This window comes from Stenotrophomonas sp. YJH_SMC_20 (assembly GCF_059367845.1).
On sequence record NZ_JCAFRG010000002.1, the window covers coordinates 204,693 to 221,599 of the forward strand.

General features: G+C 61.1%; 16 protein-coding genes. 9 read left to right on the forward strand and 7 right to left on the reverse strand.

The genetic code is table 11. The features are described 5' to 3' along the window. Nucleotides 1-28: 28 nt before the first annotated feature. From AC5P6A_RS04240 to AC5P6A_RS04250, 3 genes are all read right to left on the reverse strand, one after another. A complete protein-coding gene (locus AC5P6A_RS04240) occupies nt 29-331 on the reverse strand; it encodes a putative quinol monooxygenase (RefSeq protein ID WP_102947323.1) in 303 nt (100 codons plus the stop codon). Between the two features lie 160 nt (nt 332-491). Beyond that, entirely contained in the window at nt 492-2,159 is a 1,668-nt protein-coding gene (locus tag AC5P6A_RS04245) for a cyclic nucleotide-binding domain-containing thioredoxin-disulfide reductase (protein WP_102947324.1), read from the reverse strand. 74 nt (nt 2,160-2,233) lie between these two features. Then, a complete protein-coding gene (locus AC5P6A_RS04250) occupies nt 2,234-2,458 on the reverse strand; it encodes a hypothetical protein (RefSeq protein ID WP_102947325.1) in 225 nt (74 codons plus the stop codon). Between the two features lie 138 nt (nt 2,459-2,596). Here AC5P6A_RS04250 and AC5P6A_RS04255 point away from each other — a divergent pair, with 138 nt between their 5' ends. Beyond that, nucleotides 2,597-2,971: a hypothetical protein gene (locus AC5P6A_RS04255; protein ID WP_102947326.1), complete on the forward strand. Its 375-nt coding sequence runs from the start codon at nt 2,597-2,599 to the stop codon at nt 2,969-2,971. 980 nt (nt 2,972-3,951) lie between these two features. Here AC5P6A_RS04255 and AC5P6A_RS04260 read toward each other — a convergent pair. The 3 genes from AC5P6A_RS04260 to AC5P6A_RS04270 form a co-directional block, all read right to left on the reverse strand. Next, nucleotides 3,952-10,011 (reverse strand): DEAD/DEAH box helicase family protein, encoded by a 6,060-nt coding sequence (locus AC5P6A_RS04260; RefSeq protein ID WP_026070503.1) that lies wholly within the window; start codon nt 10,009-10,011, stop codon nt 3,952-3,954. Nucleotides 10,012-10,323: 312 nt separating this feature from the next. Further along, entirely contained in the window at nt 10,324-10,563 is a 240-nt protein-coding gene (locus AC5P6A_RS04265; protein WP_146027648.1) for a hypothetical protein, read from the reverse strand. A 189-nt stretch (nt 10,564-10,752) separates the two neighbouring features. Continuing rightward, a complete protein-coding gene (locus AC5P6A_RS04270; RefSeq protein ID WP_017354461.1) occupies nt 10,753-11,889 on the reverse strand; it encodes a site-specific integrase in 1,137 nt (378 codons plus the stop codon). Between the two features lie 123 nt (nt 11,890-12,012). Here AC5P6A_RS04270 and AC5P6A_RS04275 point away from each other — a divergent pair, with 123 nt between their 5' ends. Next, on the forward strand, nt 12,013-12,297 hold the full coding sequence (locus AC5P6A_RS04275; protein ID WP_017354460.1) for a hypothetical protein: 285 nt from the start codon (nt 12,013-12,015) through the stop codon (nt 12,295-12,297). 357 nt (nt 12,298-12,654) lie between these two features. Here the strand turns inward: AC5P6A_RS04275 and AC5P6A_RS04280 are convergent, their stop codons facing one another. Next, nucleotides 12,655-13,083 (reverse strand): DUF3693 domain-containing protein, encoded by a 429-nt coding sequence (locus AC5P6A_RS04280; RefSeq protein WP_495222243.1) that lies wholly within the window; start codon nt 13,081-13,083, stop codon nt 12,655-12,657. 132 nt (nt 13,084-13,215) lie between these two features. On the opposite strand from AC5P6A_RS04280, the gene AC5P6A_RS04285 reads away from it, so the two are divergent. The 7 genes from AC5P6A_RS04285 to AC5P6A_RS04315 all read left to right on the forward strand — a co-directional run bounded on the left by AC5P6A_RS04285 (nt 13,216) and on the right by AC5P6A_RS04315 (nt 16,907). Further along, on the forward strand, nt 13,216-13,500 hold the full coding sequence (locus tag AC5P6A_RS04285) for a hypothetical protein (RefSeq protein ID WP_279923120.1): 285 nt from the start codon (nt 13,216-13,218) through the stop codon (nt 13,498-13,500). Next, nucleotides 13,490-13,612 (forward strand): hypothetical protein, encoded by a 123-nt coding sequence (locus AC5P6A_RS04290; protein WP_279923121.1) that lies wholly within the window; start codon nt 13,490-13,492, stop codon nt 13,610-13,612. The genes AC5P6A_RS04285 and AC5P6A_RS04290 overlap by 11 nt, the downstream gene beginning before the upstream one ends. Next, a complete protein-coding gene (locus AC5P6A_RS04295; protein WP_495222244.1) occupies nt 13,602-14,657 on the forward strand; it encodes a replication initiation factor domain-containing protein in 1,056 nt (351 codons plus the stop codon). Before AC5P6A_RS04290 ends, AC5P6A_RS04295 begins: the two co-directional genes overlap by 11 nt. After that, complete coding sequence (locus AC5P6A_RS04300) at nt 14,639-14,917, forward strand: single-stranded DNA-binding protein (RefSeq protein WP_049445262.1); 279 nt, start codon at nt 14,639-14,641, stop codon at nt 14,915-14,917. The genes AC5P6A_RS04295 and AC5P6A_RS04300 overlap by 19 nt, the downstream gene beginning before the upstream one ends. Before the next feature lie 3 nt (nt 14,918-14,920). After that, nucleotides 14,921-15,124: a hypothetical protein gene (locus AC5P6A_RS04305; protein ID WP_065184837.1), complete on the forward strand. Its 204-nt coding sequence runs from the start codon at nt 14,921-14,923 to the stop codon at nt 15,122-15,124. 8 nt (nt 15,125-15,132) lie between these two features. Beyond that, nucleotides 15,133-15,363, forward strand: coding sequence for a major capsid protein (locus tag AC5P6A_RS04310; protein ID WP_197621886.1), 231 nt, complete (start codon nt 15,133-15,135; stop codon nt 15,361-15,363). A gap of 80 nt (nt 15,364-15,443) precedes the next feature. After that, nucleotides 15,444-16,907, forward strand: a complete 1,464-nt coding sequence (locus AC5P6A_RS04315) for a virulence factor TspB C-terminal domain-related protein (RefSeq protein ID WP_495222245.1) — start codon at nt 15,444-15,446, stop codon at nt 16,905-16,907.

Below are 16,907 nucleotides of genomic sequence, written 5' to 3' on the forward strand. Positions count from 1 at the left end.
GATCGTACGGGGTTTGCCGGCGTGCGGGCTATGCGGCACCCTTGGCAGCCAGTACGTCGAGCTTGTGGATTTCCGGGTCCTTCGCGAATAGATCCGGTGCTTGTTCCATCAGGGCTTCGGCGACCTTGCCGGATAAATGGGCGTCTCGACCGGCGTCGTCATCAAAGGTGTCGAAGATGCCAAACGTCGACGCCCCCAATTTTACGGCGTACCAGGTCGCGGTGCCGGGTTCCTGCTGAACCAGTTCAAGGCCGCTGTTGAGAAACGCCTCGACCTCGGCTTCCTTGCCGGGTTTGGCTTCGAGTGGGACCCATAGTGCTTTGCTTACCATGTCGGTTCTCCTTGGGGTTGGATGGACGCGGCCCGGGCAGCTTCAGCACTGACCCGGTCCGGTGCTGCGGTTTCGCTCTTCCTGTGACAATCTGGAACAAGACGCCGAGAATGGCTACTCCGCATACCGCCACCACATCACTTTGCATTGGTTAGACAGCTCAACTCTCGCCGAGAATGCTATGCAGGTACTGCACGGCGATCGAGCCCTCGCCGACGGCCGAAGCCACGCGCTTGACGCTGCCGGAACGCACGTCGCCAACCGCGAAGACCCCAGGCCGGTCGGTCTCCATCAGAAAGGGCCTCCGGTCACGGGCCCAGCCCGCATGGCTCAGATCTTCCGAGGCCAGATCGCCGCCGGTCTTGATAAAGCCTGCGTCGTCGAGCGCCAGGCACCCGCCCAACCACCCCGTATTCGGGGTCGCGCCGATCATCACGAACAGGTGGCGTATAGGCCTCTCCTCGGTCTCACCCGTTTGGTTGTTCCGCCAGAGCAGGCTCTCCAACGCACCATTGCCGATCAGGCCAGCGACCTCCGTATGCCGATGAAGCGTTATGTTGTCTGACGGCTCGATTCGGTTGATCAGATACGACGACATGCTGTCGGCCAATCCTTGCCCGCGCACGAGCATGTGGACGTGCCGGGCACGGTTCGAGAGAAACACCGCCGCCTGACCGGCGGAGTTACCACCGCCCACCACCGCCACCTCCTCATCCTCGCACAGCGAGGCCTCCACATGGGTCGCGCCATAATAGATGCCGGCGCCCTGGCAATCGTGTTCGTTGTCGAGACCGAGGCGCCGGTACTCGGCGCCGCTGGCGATGACGACGGTGCGGGTCTTGATCGCCTCGCCGTCGTCGAGTCCCAGGGTGAACGGTCGCTGGCGGCAATCGAGCGAGCACGCGCTGCGCGGTGTCACCACGTCGGCGCCGAACTTCTGCGCCTGGGTCAGCCCGCGCCCGGCCAGCGCCTGGCCCGATATACCCGTGGGGAAGCCCAGATAATTCTCGATCTTCGAACTGGTGCCCGCTTGGCCGCCCGGCGCGGTGCCCTCGATGACGATCACGCGCACACCTTCCGAGGCGGCATACACCGCGGCCGCCAGGCCAGCCGGCCCGCCACCCACCACGGCCACATCGTAGACCTCCACCGCCTCGCGCGGCTCCGACAGCCCCAGGCAGTCGGCGATCGCGCGCGGCGACGGCCGCTTCATCAGCTCGCCGCGGCAGACGACGGCCGGCAGGTCCGCGCGCGCAATGCCGAGCTCGCGCAGGAACGTCTCGGCGCTCGCGTCGCTGTCCACGTCGACATAGCGATAGGGGTGGCCGTTTCCCGTCAGGAAACTTCTGATGGGCAAGGCGCCGCCCGTGTGGCTTGAGCCGACCACGATGACATTGCCCTGCTGATTTTCGATCAGTGCGGTGCGGCGCAGGATGAACGCGCGCGTTACCACCTCGGCGATATCGGCATGCCGCGCGATCAGCCTCCAGAATCCCTCGCGAGCGATGAACAGCATCTGGCCTGCCTCGATCACGGTCCCGCGCACCAGGCTGCGCCGGTTGGAGAACATATCGATCTCGCCGGAAAACTCACCCGGCCCGTGCGCGGTGATCTCCTGTTCGCCCTCCCAGCCCAAGTGGGAGATGCGCAACTTCCCGCTCAGAACCACAATAAACTCGGCGTGCTGCTCGCCGACATCGAACAACACCTCGTGCGCCTCCACGTCATGCACCGTCCCGAAGGCCCGAACGGCCTCGAGCTGCGCCTGGGTCAGCGTCGGAAACGCTTGCGCGCGGCGGCGGGTCCAAGGGTCGGTCGAGTTGGTCATATGATTGCGCGGGAGGTTTTCCAGCAACGTATGTTAGCTATATGGTCGTGATGAGGTTGAAGCTGGTCGTGAGGTCAGTCAACGTCTTCGTCACTCCAGCGCGGCAGGTCCCACGCGATCGCATGAAACCACTGGGCGGCTCTCCCTCGGTCCAGGCTAGTGCCACTTTCAACGGTCGGCGCCAAGTCGGCCATGAACGCCTGCAGGACCGCTGCCGGGGCAGCGCCGTGGCCTTCACAGTACTCGGCGAAGTCAGGCGGCACCGGGATGGTGAGAAGGGGATAGCGGTCGCGCTCCATGCCAGTCCTGGAACTTATTGCGTACGAGTGAGCATAACAGCGCCCCCAAAATTCGAACGGCAGTCATCGACGATCGATGCGCCGGCGGCGTGCGGATGTGCCAAGTGTTGACACACCTACATATGCGGGCAGTCCGACATGGGTGTCAACACCCCCGAGCACGCCACGGAACGGGTCGTGGTCCTGATGCCCCCCAAGCAAAAGGCCAACGCCAGCCGCCGCGCGAAAGCGGCGCGGCTGTCGCTGGGCGATTTCATCCGCCGGCAGATTTTCGGCGATGAGGAGCTCTTATCGGCTGTGGTGGCTCAACTTGAGGAGTCGACCGCCACAGCAACCGCCGCGCTCGACAGCGCGACGGTTTGTCTGGCCGATGCGCGGGCGCTCCAACCCGAATGCGAGGCGCAGGCACGCGCGAGCGCGCGAGCCGAGTTCGCCGATGTCGACCCCGAGGCGTTCGCCGAGCTGGTCGCCGGCGCGCCGGGATCGCGGGTGCACCCGAGGGCGGGCCAATGAACGCCTTATCGGTGGTGGCATAAACCGAACCCGCATGATTCGTGAAAAGAAGATCCCGGAACCCGAGGGATATCCCTTGTTTGGCTGGACATCGACCACTGTCAAAGCCCATCTGCAGGCGCAGCCGCCGGGAGTAGGTGACGCCATGATCATCTACAACGCGCATGGCGGGTTTCATGCGTACCCGCTGGCGACGGTGGTCAACCCATCCGCCGGCCGGCAAAAGCGCTCGTGCTCTCCAAGGCCGGCAGTTCGGGAGGCACCGCGTTTTACCGCAGCGGAATCAACGCGTTCATGCCCAAAGGTCGCACCTGCATGATCCCGCCCGTGCCCGCGCTTTTGAAACACCTTACCTCGGAGTGCGACGTGGTTCTGGATATGCCGCTCAATGCGCAAGAACCGATTCGATAAGGGAAATCATTTACAGATTCAGCCTGTTAGGTAACTTTTGGCTGTTTTTCGCACGAATCCCTGCCGACCCTCATATGGGGCCAGCTGGCATCGCCAGGTGAGCCGCTCCAGGTTGTGACGCCTAACATGGCCCAGTCGGATCTGCTGGGCCGTGGGCGTATGCAGGCCGGCTACCTCAACGGGCAGCGGGGCAGCGTGGGTGCAGGCTGCGCTCAAAGATCTAGGAGAGATCTGGACCAATGGTGTCACTTCGACTAGCGCCAAGATTCGACTCTGCCTCTTTTCCAGGCTCCGCGCGAATCCTGGGAGTGACCGGCTAGAAGATATTGAAGTCTCTCCCGATTTATCCGATGCGCCCAGGAAGGATGGGCTTTAGGTTCAGCCTTGGCTCCAACAGCGATGGACCGAAGCAGGCTCAAGGCCAAACATGGATTCGGGGTGTCTATCGTGGTAGGGCAATGGCTGCTTCCGACGCATAGCGGTCGTTCCAGTTCTTACGCCAGAAGGGCTGCGTCAGCGATAACAGCCTGTAGTTTAGCGTCTAGGATCGAAGCGGAGTATGGATGGCCTTAGACCGAGTATCCGCCCTTCGCCGTTCTTAGGAGAGTTTGCCCGCAATTACTCGGCTGCTCTATATGCCTGCTTGCGAACACATTAACGGCTAAGGACTCTTTCCCATAAGCGGCGGTGAGTTGTTCCAGGCCAGCCGGCGTCACAACGAGGTAGCAACCCTCGCCCCACAGAGAATCCGCATCGATTCCAACCGGGCCAGCGTCACGCCACCAGTGAAGCTCTGCGACCACCGTTCCGCTCGCATCGAAGAATACGCTCGGTGTCTCGTCATGAGCGCGCCAGCGAAGCCCCTCAACCCAGTTTGGGCATAATGCAAACGGATTGGCCGCTGTGTCAAAGCCCATGTCCACGGAGCAGACAACTCGCCTTACCAGCGTTGGTGCCAGATCATTGTCGAGTGGGACGTACTGGCCTAGCCAAACAGCGATGGGCAGCTTGGCGTAACAATCGTCGAACTCTTCACTATCAGTCTCTGCCCAAGGTGCTCTAAAGCGGTAGAAGCGGTGCTCTGACAGTCGTGCCTTGTGGATATGGAAGCGAGACACCTCGGCCACGACTTGGCCGTCGCAGTGCGCCAGGAAAGGGGCAACATCGCCGTCAACCTCGTCAATCCACTTCTGCTCTCGCTCGGACCAACCGGCACTTCGGTCAATCAGCGGCCTTCGAATCCACTCGGGACGAACTCGCGGGAGCATCAATGGCCGAGGCGGAAGCGGGTAGCCCAATCTCTCCAACAGCATCGGACTGTCCCGGCTCTCCAACTTGCCGGCCAGGCGCAGCTCCCCTGCGACGTGGCGAAGGGCAGCAATGGCGATGTAGGCGTGTGGCTTCATGTAAGTGATCTGCATATCAAGGACACGAAGCTGAGCCTCAAGCTCTTTGACACCAGAGGGCCCGAAGGCCTCAAGTCCACCCCAATCCTGGATGAACATCGCCGCGCGACGGCGAACTGTCATCTCCTCGATGTCTGCCGCCTTTGCAATGTGACGTGCCGTCGAGCGCAACATACGAGTCCAGCCAAGCGGCGATTCGACGCGCATTGCACCAGTTCTCTCGTCCGTGAATGCCTGGTCGCTCTCTGGCAGGTCACTGAATTCGAGGAGATAGAAGAGCGGCAGTGGCGTCGCGTCAAAAGAGACAGCCAGCCCCCACCGATGCGACAAGAGCGTGGCTGACTCGGCTACTGCAATGTCACGGTGACTGACCATTGCAGCTACGGCGCGGCCCAATACGGGCTCGAGGTTCGCGCTGTCGGCAGCGAGCAGCGTTCCGAGTGCCTGCAAGGGGGCGTCCAAGTCACCGTCCATAAGTCGCCGGATAAGGGATGTGAACAAAGATTGACCCTGTCCGACTTGCCTTGCCAAGCTCAGGGCGCAATTGCGCGCGTGCCGCTGAACCTCTGCAATGGGAAGTCGATAGGCAAAGTGCAGCAACTCCTCCAAAAGGTCCGTGTCGCTGAGTGGTAGCTCGCTCGACTGGAAGGGTCGCCCCAACTGGAACTCGCGAGTGCAGGTCATCTGCTCCTCAATCAGCGACCAGATAGCCGGCCAATCTGGCGTCAAGCTGATGACCGGCAGTATCGAATCCAGCTCTGTGAGCAGTGCCTGGGTATTCTCCTGGCCCGTTGTCACTGAATCGACTATGTTCTCGAAGGCCGCAGGGCATGTGGATGATCCGTGCAGAAGCTTCTTCGCCTTAAAGTAGAAGAACTTGCCGCCACCCATCCCTTGGCTCCAGGAACTCCAGGGGTCGTTGCTTGTCTCGTAGCCTTGCATAAGCTTCTTGGCGTAATCGACCTCATCGGCTGCAGCAAACCGCTTCACCATCAGGAAACGGCAGCGTGCGTTGTCCTGCAATACCTGCCAGCGCTCAAAGACCCTTCGCGCCAGATGAATCGGAGCTGTGTCTGCCAGCTCTTCGAAACGGTCCGGGGCGTTGTGGTTCAGCTCGTCGCTATCTGCTTCAAACGCGAGTTCAAGATCCGCGAGAGTAGCTTCCGAGGCGTACTTGTTAGACGTATACGAGTGTCGAGGCTCCGGCGCTTCTGGCGTCCACCGGGCGATGGCGGCTTCGAGCTCAGGCGACGAGAATCCATGCTTTCCGGAAGCCTTGTGAATGCGCTGGAGCAGCGTGATTCTCTCGTGCGCTCTGCTGGCTACCTCGACCGCCCCAAGCAGCATCAGAGCGAGCGGTTCAATCTGGTCAGGGCCGGCTGCGTCCGCGGAGGCGTCGATGAAGTCACCAACATGGGACGGATCCCGGTAGTGCGGTTCCATATAGAATGGCAGGCAGAGACCGCACCAGACGGTCGCGCATGCCAAGACGAGTTCAGGGTTTCGCCTGACCATCCCCGTCATGAGCAGGTCGACACGATTCGGCCAGCCGATTAGATGCCAATCCGCCAGTGTCTTTGACACCTCGAAGCCGAAGCGAGGTCCAACCTGCATCGCTTCCTTAATCAGTGCCATGGTAAGGCGACGCGCGGCCGACGACCCTTCCGTTTTGGTCATGCCACCGACCTGACGCATCAGGTCTGAGACCCGCTTGACACGGTTTTCCGGGTCAGCCGCGTTCGCGAGAGCTAGAGTGTTTCGCCAGATCGCGTACTGCGGGTCTTTCTTGGGAGCCAAGGCATAGCCAAGGCATTGCTCAGGAACCGTCGCCAGCAACTGATTCGCCCGCTCTAACTCCCCGACCGCAGCCAACCCGATGGCTAGATTCGCTAGCCCGTCGATCTGCTCGCTTGGTGTACTTTCTTTAAGCTCCGCCACGAGGGCATTAAGCCGATCCGCCGCCGCCGCACGATCACCGTCAACGCGATATGCATCGACAGCCAATCTGCGTCGCAGGTAAGCAGTTCCCTTCGACGCCGATGAAGCGATGGCTGAGTCAACCTCCCGAAGTACCGCGCGATACTCAGTCTCACCGCGCTCGGCGCCGAGCCTCAGCAGCGCTTGCACGAGCGTGGGGATCGCTTTCAAAGACTGCTGGATACGGTATGACTCGCTGCCGCCTTCTGATGCGAGACGTAGGACATACCCAAGGGACGTGCGGGCTATGCCTTGGATGCCGCCTGCCGATAAGGACCCGTTGACGCCGGCAGCGCGAGCTAGAAGCACACCTATCGTCGAAGCGTGCTGTTGGAGTGGATGAAGGAAGGTGTGCTTCGACGGTGTCACGCTTGGCAGTGGCCTCTTGAGCAGCGTGCAAAGCCTCGCGTGATGCATCACTGCGCCGACCAGATTGCCCAGCCCAGCCAGGTCCGTCTTGTCGTCGCACATGGAGATCATCGGTGCGACCAGCTTGTCGAACAGGGCCTCGGCTAGGTCACGACGGCCAGCTTCGAATGCGATCAGCGCCATCCGTTGACGGTAGCCGTTTGGTACCTCCCCGAACCGGGGAAGAGCGACGGCACTATCAAACAGCGCAAGCGCTTGCCCAACGTCGCCACGTCGACTGGCCGCAAGCCCTGCGTGAACCATCACCGACGGCTTATCTTCGTTGGCTACTCCGAGCTTGCTACATAGTTCTTGAGGATCGGAGCCAACCTTCTGACCTAGCATCGCCTTTGCGGCTTCCCTCCTAAGATGCAGCCGCAGCGCTACGGCAGATTGCGGATCCACCGTTTCCGGCTCCCTTAGACCCTCTGCGGCGAGATGATCAATCGCTATCTGGATCTGCTCGGTGTCTCGGAAGTGGACGGCGCGCATTGCCCATCTTTCGAATTCCTTGATGTTGTGCTGGTGCCCGTAGTTTCTGAACTTGGGCGTATGGAGCTGCGATAGTGGTTCGAGGCTTTCAAACAGCTCCTTCGCGCGGTCGAAGTCGCCTCGCGCTAGTAGGGCGTCGACGACCTCGTAGCCCTGGCTGGGGAAGTCCTGCACGAGGGAGACAGCTGCTTCAATGTTCCCCACCGCCAGCATAGCCAGCGGGAGTTGGTTGGCGTACTCAAGGGCTGATTTGCGCCGATCCACTTCGTCACGACACAGCAGCAGTCGTGTAAAGGCGGTCGCGTCGTGCGTTTCACGCACTGCCAGCAGGGCGAGGCGGATGTCGGCGTGAATCTCGGCGATAGAACGCCCGTCAGCCAGCTGCTGCCTGAAGCGAGCGGGCATCGCCAATGCCAGTACATCGGCACCGTCGCCGGCACGCGCGCGGTAGCGCAGCTCAAGCCAGTACTGTGCCGATTCAGGTGGCGCGCTCTTCGCCAACTGGGCAAGGTTGCGGTATACGCGCTGCGAGTATTCAGCGTCGACGCTCCCGAGGCGGGTTCGCGGTTGAGCGATGACGAACAGCCTAAAGCTGTTGTGGAAGACGCTCCATCCCCGGGATGAACTGCGGAGCAGGTGCTGCGCAATGACCAGGGCGCGTTCAATCGAGGACTCCTTGACCATCGTGGCCAGCAGTCGCAGGTCCATGGGTGCCTCAGCCCGAGCGATGAAGCCCAGCACATCCATGGCATCGACATCGTTTGCGATCTCGCGCCAAGCAGCTGAATATACAGTCTCAATATCGCCGTCGAACGGCATCCCGCCGCTAAGAAGGTGCTTGCGACCAGCTTCGTCAGCGTGCAGCAGTGCCTGAATCAAGTAGCGCGTTGCCAGCGGGTGGCCATGCGTGAGATTGCTGAGATCCAATCTTGGAATCTCGGCAGGCAAGCCTAGCGCATCCGCCATCCAGGTGAGTTCCTCGCGACCGAGAGGCCCCATGAGAACCTGTCGCTCGCTCTTCTCCGCTTGCGCTCTTACGGCGGGCTTCAGATTAGCGAGATCCAACCGTTGCGTGCCGAGCACGAACACGACCCCATTTGGGATTGCCGCGGGAAGAGGCAGCTCTCCCAGAAACGAATTGGTCGGCCGTTCTTCGCGTGGCACATGGTCTAGCCCGTCGACAACGATGATTGTACGGATCCCTTCGCGAGTGAAGCGCTCACCAGCCTGCCGTAGCAGGACGCCGAACTGTTCGCGGCGCTCAGATAGCGAGTCATCGCGAAGACGAAGCCCAACTAAACCGCTGTTCCGCAGCTGCGTACCTACGTCGGTCAGGAAGTTGTCGGCCTCCCCACGACCCACGCCTTGAGCCGCGCCCGGCACGTACGCTAAGTAACGAACGAGCCGGACACTTGCTTCAGTGGCCAGCGCAACCTGCAGGAGAGTGGATTTTCCGGAGCCAGGTGGTCCTATGAGTGAGACGTAGCCGTGATTGGAGGCATGAAGCGCTGCTAGTAGCTTGACCTCAGTGTCCCGATTGCGCTGGACATAGGCGCCGACCGGGAACCGATGGATGAGCAAAGTCTTGGCGGGATCGCGCCATCCAAGCTCATGAAGCAGCTCGTCACGCGTCCACCTGTCCTTGTCGCGTTCATCGGCGACTAGCTTGGGCAGCACGCTGGCAATCTCGCATGCCTGTCTCGCCTGCTCCGCATTCAGCTTGTGCGACTGGATGAAGTTCGCTGCAGCTCCGCACACCACGCGCAGGGCATGCATGAACTGTTCGAAGTCGTCATCATTTAAGCCGGCTTCGCGGCGCAGGTGGTCGATCAGTCGGCTCCATCCTCGCGCGGACCAATCCGACAGCGACCGATTTGGATGCTGTTGGAACTCCTCGAGAAATGCAGCGCTGTGCCGTAGCCTGCCGTCGCCTGGCTTGTCGGTAACCGATGGAAAGTCGTTGACGACCAAGTGAATCTCGACGCGACTTCCTGGGTTGTCCTTGGACAGGCACTGCCAAGCTTGAACTAGGGGCTTCAAGAGACCATTGGCACCAGTAAACAGCGTCTCAACAGTGAAAGTGCCTGGGAACTTGGACGTCTTGAACTGGTGACCGACCACCAATCCATCGAATCCTAGTACCAGGTCGTCCGCAATGCCCGCGTTGCGGTCAGCGACGCCAATCCAAAGCAGCTCGTCGCGCTCAAGCGCGGCATAGATGGCAGCGCCCGCGCGCTCGTACTGGCCGACGTATCCACGAAGCGCTCGGCGTTCGCCCTCCGCCGGTGCCGTTGCGGGAGCTGTAGCAGCGGATGGCTGCGAATTTTTGGGCGCTTTCGAGGCCATAAATATGGATTGGGTAGTGGGTGCGAACCTGAGAAAAGGGAGCCGCTCCAGCATAACCCGGGGGCGTCGAGCACCAGCGGGTATGCCGTCGCCGCATCGAGCGGCATTGTGAATCGAAGTATATCCGTCGTCGATCACATCGGTCACTCGCACGGACGCGAGAACGGCTGTTCAGCCCATGGCTGACATTTGTCCGTAGGAGCTGATCGGACGCATGTGGCCGCAGGCGGACATCAACGGAACAAAGGGGGGGGCAGGGGGAATTATCGGGGGTGAAGCATGGCAGCTGTCGGCCCGAAACGGAGGCTCGACTTACACCTTCCAGACTTTGCTAATCACGGGCACATCAGCTTTATCGAGTCTAGGGAGATAGGCAATCAGTTTGTAGCCGCCAGGTCGAAAGTGGTCGAGACGAAGCTCCGCTTCTGCTTGCAATCTGGTGCCGTCCGGACCTTCGACCATGACCGCATAAACGGGATTCTTCTTGCCATGCGAGAGCGGCAAATCGGACGGCAGGGTCGAGTGGCCATTGCCTTTCGCACCGCCAAGCATCGCAGGATCTTTGGTGTAGCCGCGCGCGATTTACTGGAGACGGCCGACTCAAGCATCGGGCACAGATCACCCGATCTCCGTGACGTGAGGGCCGACTGCGACGGGAGATCATCAGAGACCGACAGTGATAGATCGCAGCGAAGCCGCGACGATCAAAGGATACTTCTACTAGTTTGACCGCACGATTGCCTAGGACTCAGCGCTCGTCGTGTCTCCATACCGCCCTATGGGGCGCTCGGCACTTGACCTTGCGGCAGCTTCCAGCATTCGAGCCGCCGGATTCGTTTCGGCCGCACCGGCCTGATAGTAGCCGATGACACTGACCACCGATCGGTGATCGGTCATTGCCATAATGGCTGGCAGGGCAATTCCTTGCCTAGCACCTTCCGTTACGAAACCCGATCGTAGGCTGTGACCGCCAAAGCTCCCCACCAATCCGGCAGCGCGGGCGCGATTCTGGATGATGGTGGCCACCGACTTGGGTGACAAGCCGGCCCCAACTTTCCCGCGTGTCAATTGGCGGAAGAGGGCACCCTCCTGCAGTCCAGCCGCTTCGATCCAGGTGCGAAGCGCTTCGGCCGGTGGACCTAACAAGGGCTTGTCCGGCGAGCCGCCTGCTTTGACGCCCTCCTGAAGCGTTTTGCCGACGTCCAGGTGGTAGAGGTAGCCGCCGTCGATCGGCGCAAGCTTGCTCAAGACGGCATGGGCCGTCTCGCTCCGACGGCGCCCACCACTGGCGAAGGCGAAGTAGAGCAGGGCACGATCACGTTTCCCAACAAGATCGTCCTCACAGGTCGCAATCATCGCCATCAATTCGGTCGCAGTGATCGCCGTCTTCTTGCTCGGCCGCTCGCCGCGCTTATGTGCGGCGCGACGGCCCTTGGCCAGCAGCTGCCGAACCTCGCTGCTTTCGCAGGGATTGGCCAGCTTGAGCAATTGATGGGCGCTGGAGAGCACCGCAACGCGGTGGACGATGGTCGACAGCTTGAGCGGTCCTTGGCGCTGCTTGAATTTGCCTTCCACCAAAAGCGCATCCAGTGTCGGCGGCAGCTCCCAGGTCAGGGCATCGCCTGAGCGCCGGGCCAGATGATCGATGATGAACTGGATCACGCAAGACGCGTCGACCGGCATGGCGATGACCGCTCCGTAGCGGCCTTGGTACCAGGCCGCCCAGTAGCGCAAGGCGGTGGCGTAACTGCGCGTGGTGTTGGCCGAGGCCGCTTCGGCGAAGACTTCGCGCACCGCGTCCGCCGAGGACTGCGAGAGCTGCGCCACAGTCGGATTGGCAGGAGCCGCGGTGGTCAGAGCTGGAAGAAGGTCGCTCATAAGTGGTTGAAAGTAGGGATTAAAAATAGCCTGAGTTCCGATAAATATATCTTATCGGAACCGTATATGTCGCACTTACTAAGATCACGGAGACACGTTCGGTGTCAGTCTCGAAGGATCGAAATGGCCGTCTATGTTGTCACCTGGAATTTGAACCGAGAAGCCAACTACGACGCAAAGAGGACTGCGTTCCTCAAGCACCTGGAGCGCTACCAGAACGTAGCAGATCCTGATCTGGAGTCGGTCCGCTGGGTGTCCGGGGATATGAGCGCTCACGATCTATCTGCCGATCTTCAACAGAAGCTCGATAAGAATGACGGGATTTTTGTATCCCAGCTTGTCCGTGGCGAGTACCAAGGCTACCTCAGCAAGGCGACATGGGAATGGATCAGTCAGCGCCTTGACTGACACCGCCGAAGTCCAAGGGGTTCTGACGTGGTTGGGGCTCGGGGACCGCGACACCGGAGCCAGCAAGTGAATTGTTCGCTTGGACTCTTCAAAATTGGAGGGTCCAAGCCGCTGAGCTAGCTCAGAAATGAAGCCGACGGTCATAGCCGTCTCCCAAATTAGATGCTCTCGAAAGCGCGTGGCTGCAACGCCTTGGCAACATCATTGGAGATGCAACAGATTCGCGACGCACCATTGGTGATGCACCAAGATCACAGCGAGTCATTGGGACTGCACGTAGCTCAGCGCATCAATTGCTACAAGTTGCCGCGCAAGCTGCCCCAAATTCGCAGCGCTCAACACGGCGCCTGGAGTGGATCAGGGGCGTGACTGGTGAAGCCTGGATCGGGCAATGGCGCAACGAACATAATATACAGAATGCGGCTGATCGGAGCCGGAAAAGCCTTGTGAATCAACGGCCTTAGCGCGGGCGGCGCCTGGCATTGCGATCACTGCGAGCACCAGCACTGCCGCCGCCGCGCTTAGCCTGTCCAACACTGAGCGCCATACCCTGCGCTCGACCGGAGACGTCGCGCGCTCGGCGTGAATCTTCGCCAGCCATACGGCGCCATCGAGCTTGCCCAGCTCGCAAAGCTGCGCAATTCGCTCATCAGACAGGCCCGCCACGCCCTTTCGCGCTTGGTGCAGCGTCTGTCGCTGAATTCCCAATTTCGTCGCCAAAGCCATGTCGGACGGGAGTCCCGACCGTTCCCGCACTGCGTCCAGAAGTTCTGCAAGGGCGTTCATGTGATGAATCCTATTGACACGACGTGATGGGATCAGTTTACATGCGGCGCGTGATGTAGATACATCACACCCGCCACCGGCACCCCAAGGCCGCTGGCGGGTTCCCTTGGGGGCTTGGGGCAGGGGAGAGGGATGATCGATCCGTTCATTGCCTTCGTGCTGCTGGCGGCCATCGTGGCCGTTTCGATTGGCAGCGCAAAACTCGTTTCGTGGTTCCTCGACCGGCGCGGGGAGTCTGCCCGTCGTAGTGCACACGAAGCGGCCTTCGTAGCCCAGGCACGCGCCGAACTGGCCGCAACCGGCTGGACCCCGGATCAGGAAACGCTCTATCAGGCCGAAGTCGCTGCCACCAAGCGCGGCGATCTGCTGGCCGCCGCCCATTTTGCCGAGCAACGAGAGGCCGCCCATGTTCGCTGAGTTCATGCGTGATCCGCTTGTTGTTTTCGTGCTGGGCGGCGTGCTTCTTACCGGCCTCTATTGGTCGCTGGTGTTCGTCCTGCGCGGCAAAGGGGGGTGCAATGGCCGTTGATCGCGCTCGCTTCAGGATGGCCGTAGAGGGTGGTGCAAGGGGCTTTTCCCCGCTTTCGCCCGGTGAAAAGGGGCAGCGGGCGGCGGCGGAGATTGGCCCGGGGAGTAACACGGGCCAAAAGGGTCAGCAGGACGCAATTATCGACTACCTGACCATTGTGGTCCCGCTCTCCGCCCTTGAAGAAGTGAACTGCAAGAAGCTGGACCTCTTGCTGTTCCGCATCTTTGGCTTCCGTGGCGAAGTCGTTGCCGGTGCGATTCGTGAGAAGAACTGGAACTTCTACGAGCAGTCGGCTGTGTTGATCGACCGGGAAAACGAGGTGGTTGGTCGTGTCGGCATCGGTGGCAAGAAAAGCACCGTATGCCTGAGCCTGACCGGCATGGGCTGCAAGTGGATTCGTGACTGGGCGCGCGTCTACAAGCAGTGCGCGATGTTGGACGCCAAGATTACCCGTGTTGACTGCGCGCACGACGACTATGAAGGCGAACGCCTGGACGTGCATGCGCTCCGCGATGTTGCCGCGCAGGGCGGCTTTACCGAGGGCGGATGCCCTCCGCGTCACCGCTTCATTTCAGATGAAGGCCACAACACCGGATGCACGCTGTATGTCGGCGGCAAAGGCCACAAGGAACTGTGCGTATACGAGAAAGGCAAGGCCGAGGGCCTGCCGTCCTCGCGCTGGGTGCGCGCGGAAGTGCGCCTGTATGGCAAGCACATGGAAATCCCGCTGGATGTGCTGTTGAACCCGGGTGCGTACCTGCGCGGCTCGTACAGCGCGCTGCATGACCTCATCAAGGGCGTGTGCACACGGCTGCGCACGATCCGCAAGCACGTCGAAGTTTCTGCCGAGGCAATGGTGCTCTGGATGGAGCGCCAAGTAGGCCCGGCCCTCAGTGTTCTGCGCGGAGCGTTCGGAGATTCATGGTCCGACTTCTGCGAGGCCCGCATCGTCCGTGACGGTCACCCCGGACGCTTTCGCGGTATTGCCAAGGGTGACGCACTCCATCGTTTCGTGAGGGAAGAACTATGCCCATCTGCCGCGTAAAGTCCGCCGCCGTCGAAGAACGGCACAACAGCAAGACCAACTCCATCATCCGCTCACAGATGGTCGGCCTCGACTTCGGCAACGGCTTCGAGCTGCCGTTCCGTGTTGGCCTCGGCTCGCGCCCGCCGTACCCGCCGGGCGAGTACGACATTGACCCGCAGTCCTTCGCATTGAGCCAGTACGGGGACCTGATCTTGAAGCGTTACGTGGACCTCGTTCCGCTGCAGGCGAAGGCCGCAGCCGTCCAGGCGAAGCCGTAAGCCATGGCCGTGCTGATCCCCGCATGTCGCGAAGCCGACCTGGACACGGCAACGGGGACCTGCACGGCTGTGATCTGGATTCCTCAACCGGCGCTGCTGCCGGAACTGCCGATTGAGGATGCCCAGGCCATCGGGGCAAAGATCGCGCTCTTGTGGGCTGTGGCGTACGTGTTCCGGCTTATCCGCAAGAAAATCGAACAGTCCTAGGAGGACACATGCACAAGATGTTGAAGGCCCTGAAGGGCAAGGGTGCCGCGCTGGCGGCTGTCGGCACCGCCGCGCTGGTTTCGGCTCCGGCGTTCGCGTCGGGTGGTGGCGGCGTGGACGTGGGCCCGGTGGTGACGGCCATCAACGCCGCGCTCGGCCCGGTCGGTCAGATTGGCGCTGCCGTGCTGATGGTGCTGGTCGGCGTCAAGGTCTACAAGTGGGTGCGCCGCGCGATGTAACGGCAACCGGGGGGCAGGGCCGACTCCCTCCCCCCGGTCTTTCAACGCCCTGGACAGGGCAGGGGGCTTGAAATGGAAGGGTGGATCTGGCTCTGCGCATGGCTGGTGGCCTGCGCGATCATCTTTGTGGATTTCAACTGATGCACTGGCTTGCACGCGTGTTTGCATCCGCGATCGCCAGACGCATTGCCTATGTGATGGTTGCGCTGTTCCTTGCATGGATCGGCCTGACCGACGCGCATGCGCAGGATAAGAACTGTCGAGATGAGGCGGCTCGCTGCTCCGTTGGTGAAGCGCAGGCGCAATGCGAGGCTTTTCAGCCGAATATATCGGGAAATACCTCTATTGTCGCTCTCTCGCGAAAGACCTGCACCCGTGATGGTGGCTCAAGTAACGGGCGCTTCTTCGTGCTGTACTGGGGCACAGATCGAAACGGCGTGCAGCAGGGGCCGTTCAATCCGGGCGCGTATTTCTGGTGGGTTAACAAGTGTTCGACGGAGCCCTCCTATACGGGTTCTGGCCCGTGGTCGAGCGAAGGGGCGGCGAAGAATGGGAGTCTTGGCTGCCGCAACGGCTGCGACGGCGCGTGGTTCAGCAATGCCGATGGCAGCAAGACCTGGTCTTCAACGGGCGCCATCTGCCCGGAGAACGAAGAGTCAAATTGCCACGCAATGGGCTCCGGCTACTTCTGGAATAGCCTTCTTAAGGTGTGCGAGCCGACCAATGACGGCAACTGTCCTAATGGGGCGAAGCCGAATTCGCTCGGCAAATGTGCGCCAGAGCCGTGCCCCGATGGCATGGCACAGCAGGCCGATGGCACGTGCAAGAAAAAGGACAACGAATGCCCTGCCGGGCAGGTCCGGTCTCCTGATGGCAAGTGTCTTCCAGGCGACGGCCAGTGCGCGAGCGGAGAGGTTCGCGGTCCCGATGGCACTTGCAAGAGGGATGGCGATGGAGACGGTAAGCCGGACCCTGTTGACGAAGAATCATTTTCTGGCGGCGACGACTGTAGCTCGCCACCCGCATGTAGTGGTTCGCCCATCATGTGTGGACAAGCTCGTATCCAGTGGCGCATTGACTGCAATACGCGGAAGAATCGGAACATTGCCGGTGGCACGTGCGGCACGATGCCGATCTGCACTGGAGAGAAATGTGACGCCATGGAGTATGCCGGACTCCTGATGCAGTGGCGCTCAGCGTGCGCCCTGGAGAAGATGGCAAGTGGACCGAGCAATGGTGGCGACGGCGCTGACGTTAAGGCGATTCGTGACGCTCTCACCGGCACAGGTGGATCTGTCACAACACCGGCTGATCGGCCTGCGTCTGATGTTTGGTCGCCGAGCAGCGGGCAGCCTACGCGTCCTGATGCTTCGGGTTACGGCTGGGGCAGGGGATGCCCGCAACCGCCAGCAATCGATGTCATGGGTAAAACCATCACGTTCGACATTACACCGCTTTGCCGGTGGCTCGGCCTCGGCAGCTACTTCGTTGTGGGCCTCGCCGCGCTGTTCTGCCTCCGAATTATCGCCAGTAAGGATGCCTAA

Excerpts from the sequence above, each read along its gene's own strand:
- AC5P6A_RS04305 (WP_065184837.1), top strand. The coding sequence starts at position 14,921 with ATGGCCGTGCTGATCCCCGCATGTCGCGAAGCCGACCTGGACACGGCA.
- AC5P6A_RS04245 (WP_102947324.1), bottom strand. The coding sequence starts at position 2,159 with ATGACCAACTCGACCGACCCTTGGACCCGCCGCCGCGCGCAAGCGTTT.
- AC5P6A_RS04295 (WP_495222244.1), top strand. The coding sequence starts at position 13,602 with ATGGCCGTTGATCGCGCTCGCTTCAGGATGGCCGTAGAGGGTGGTGCA.
- AC5P6A_RS04250 (WP_102947325.1), bottom strand. The coding sequence starts at position 2,458 with ATGGAGCGCGACCGCTATCCCCTTCTCACCATCCCGGTGCCGCCTGAC.
- AC5P6A_RS04280 (WP_495222243.1), bottom strand. The coding sequence starts at position 13,083 with ATGAACGCCCTTGCAGAACTTCTGGACGCAGTGCGGGAACGGTCGGGA.
- AC5P6A_RS04285 (WP_279923120.1), top strand. The coding sequence starts at position 13,216 with ATGATCGATCCGTTCATTGCCTTCGTGCTGCTGGCGGCCATCGTGGCC.
- AC5P6A_RS04240 (WP_102947323.1), bottom strand. The coding sequence starts at position 331 with ATGGTAAGCAAAGCACTATGGGTCCCACTCGAAGCCAAACCCGGCAAG.
- AC5P6A_RS04310 (WP_197621886.1), top strand. The coding sequence starts at position 15,133 with ATGCACAAGATGTTGAAGGCCCTGAAGGGCAAGGGTGCCGCGCTGGCG.
- AC5P6A_RS04270 (WP_017354461.1), bottom strand. The coding sequence starts at position 11,889 with ATGAGCGACCTTCTTCCAGCTCTGACCACCGCGGCTCCTGCCAATCCG.
- AC5P6A_RS04290 (WP_279923121.1), top strand. The coding sequence starts at position 13,490 with ATGTTCGCTGAGTTCATGCGTGATCCGCTTGTTGTTTTCGTGCTGGGC.
- AC5P6A_RS04275 (WP_017354460.1), top strand. The coding sequence starts at position 12,013 with ATGGCCGTCTATGTTGTCACCTGGAATTTGAACCGAGAAGCCAACTAC.
- AC5P6A_RS04265 (WP_146027648.1), bottom strand. The coding sequence starts at position 10,563 with ATGCTTGGCGGTGCGAAAGGCAATGGCCACTCGACCCTGCCGTCCGAT.
- AC5P6A_RS04255 (WP_102947326.1), top strand. The coding sequence starts at position 2,597 with ATGGGTGTCAACACCCCCGAGCACGCCACGGAACGGGTCGTGGTCCTG.
- AC5P6A_RS04300 (WP_049445262.1), top strand. The coding sequence starts at position 14,639 with ATGCCCATCTGCCGCGTAAAGTCCGCCGCCGTCGAAGAACGGCACAAC.
- AC5P6A_RS04260 (WP_026070503.1), bottom strand. The coding sequence starts at position 10,011 with ATGGCCTCGAAAGCGCCCAAAAATTCGCAGCCATCCGCTGCTACAGCT.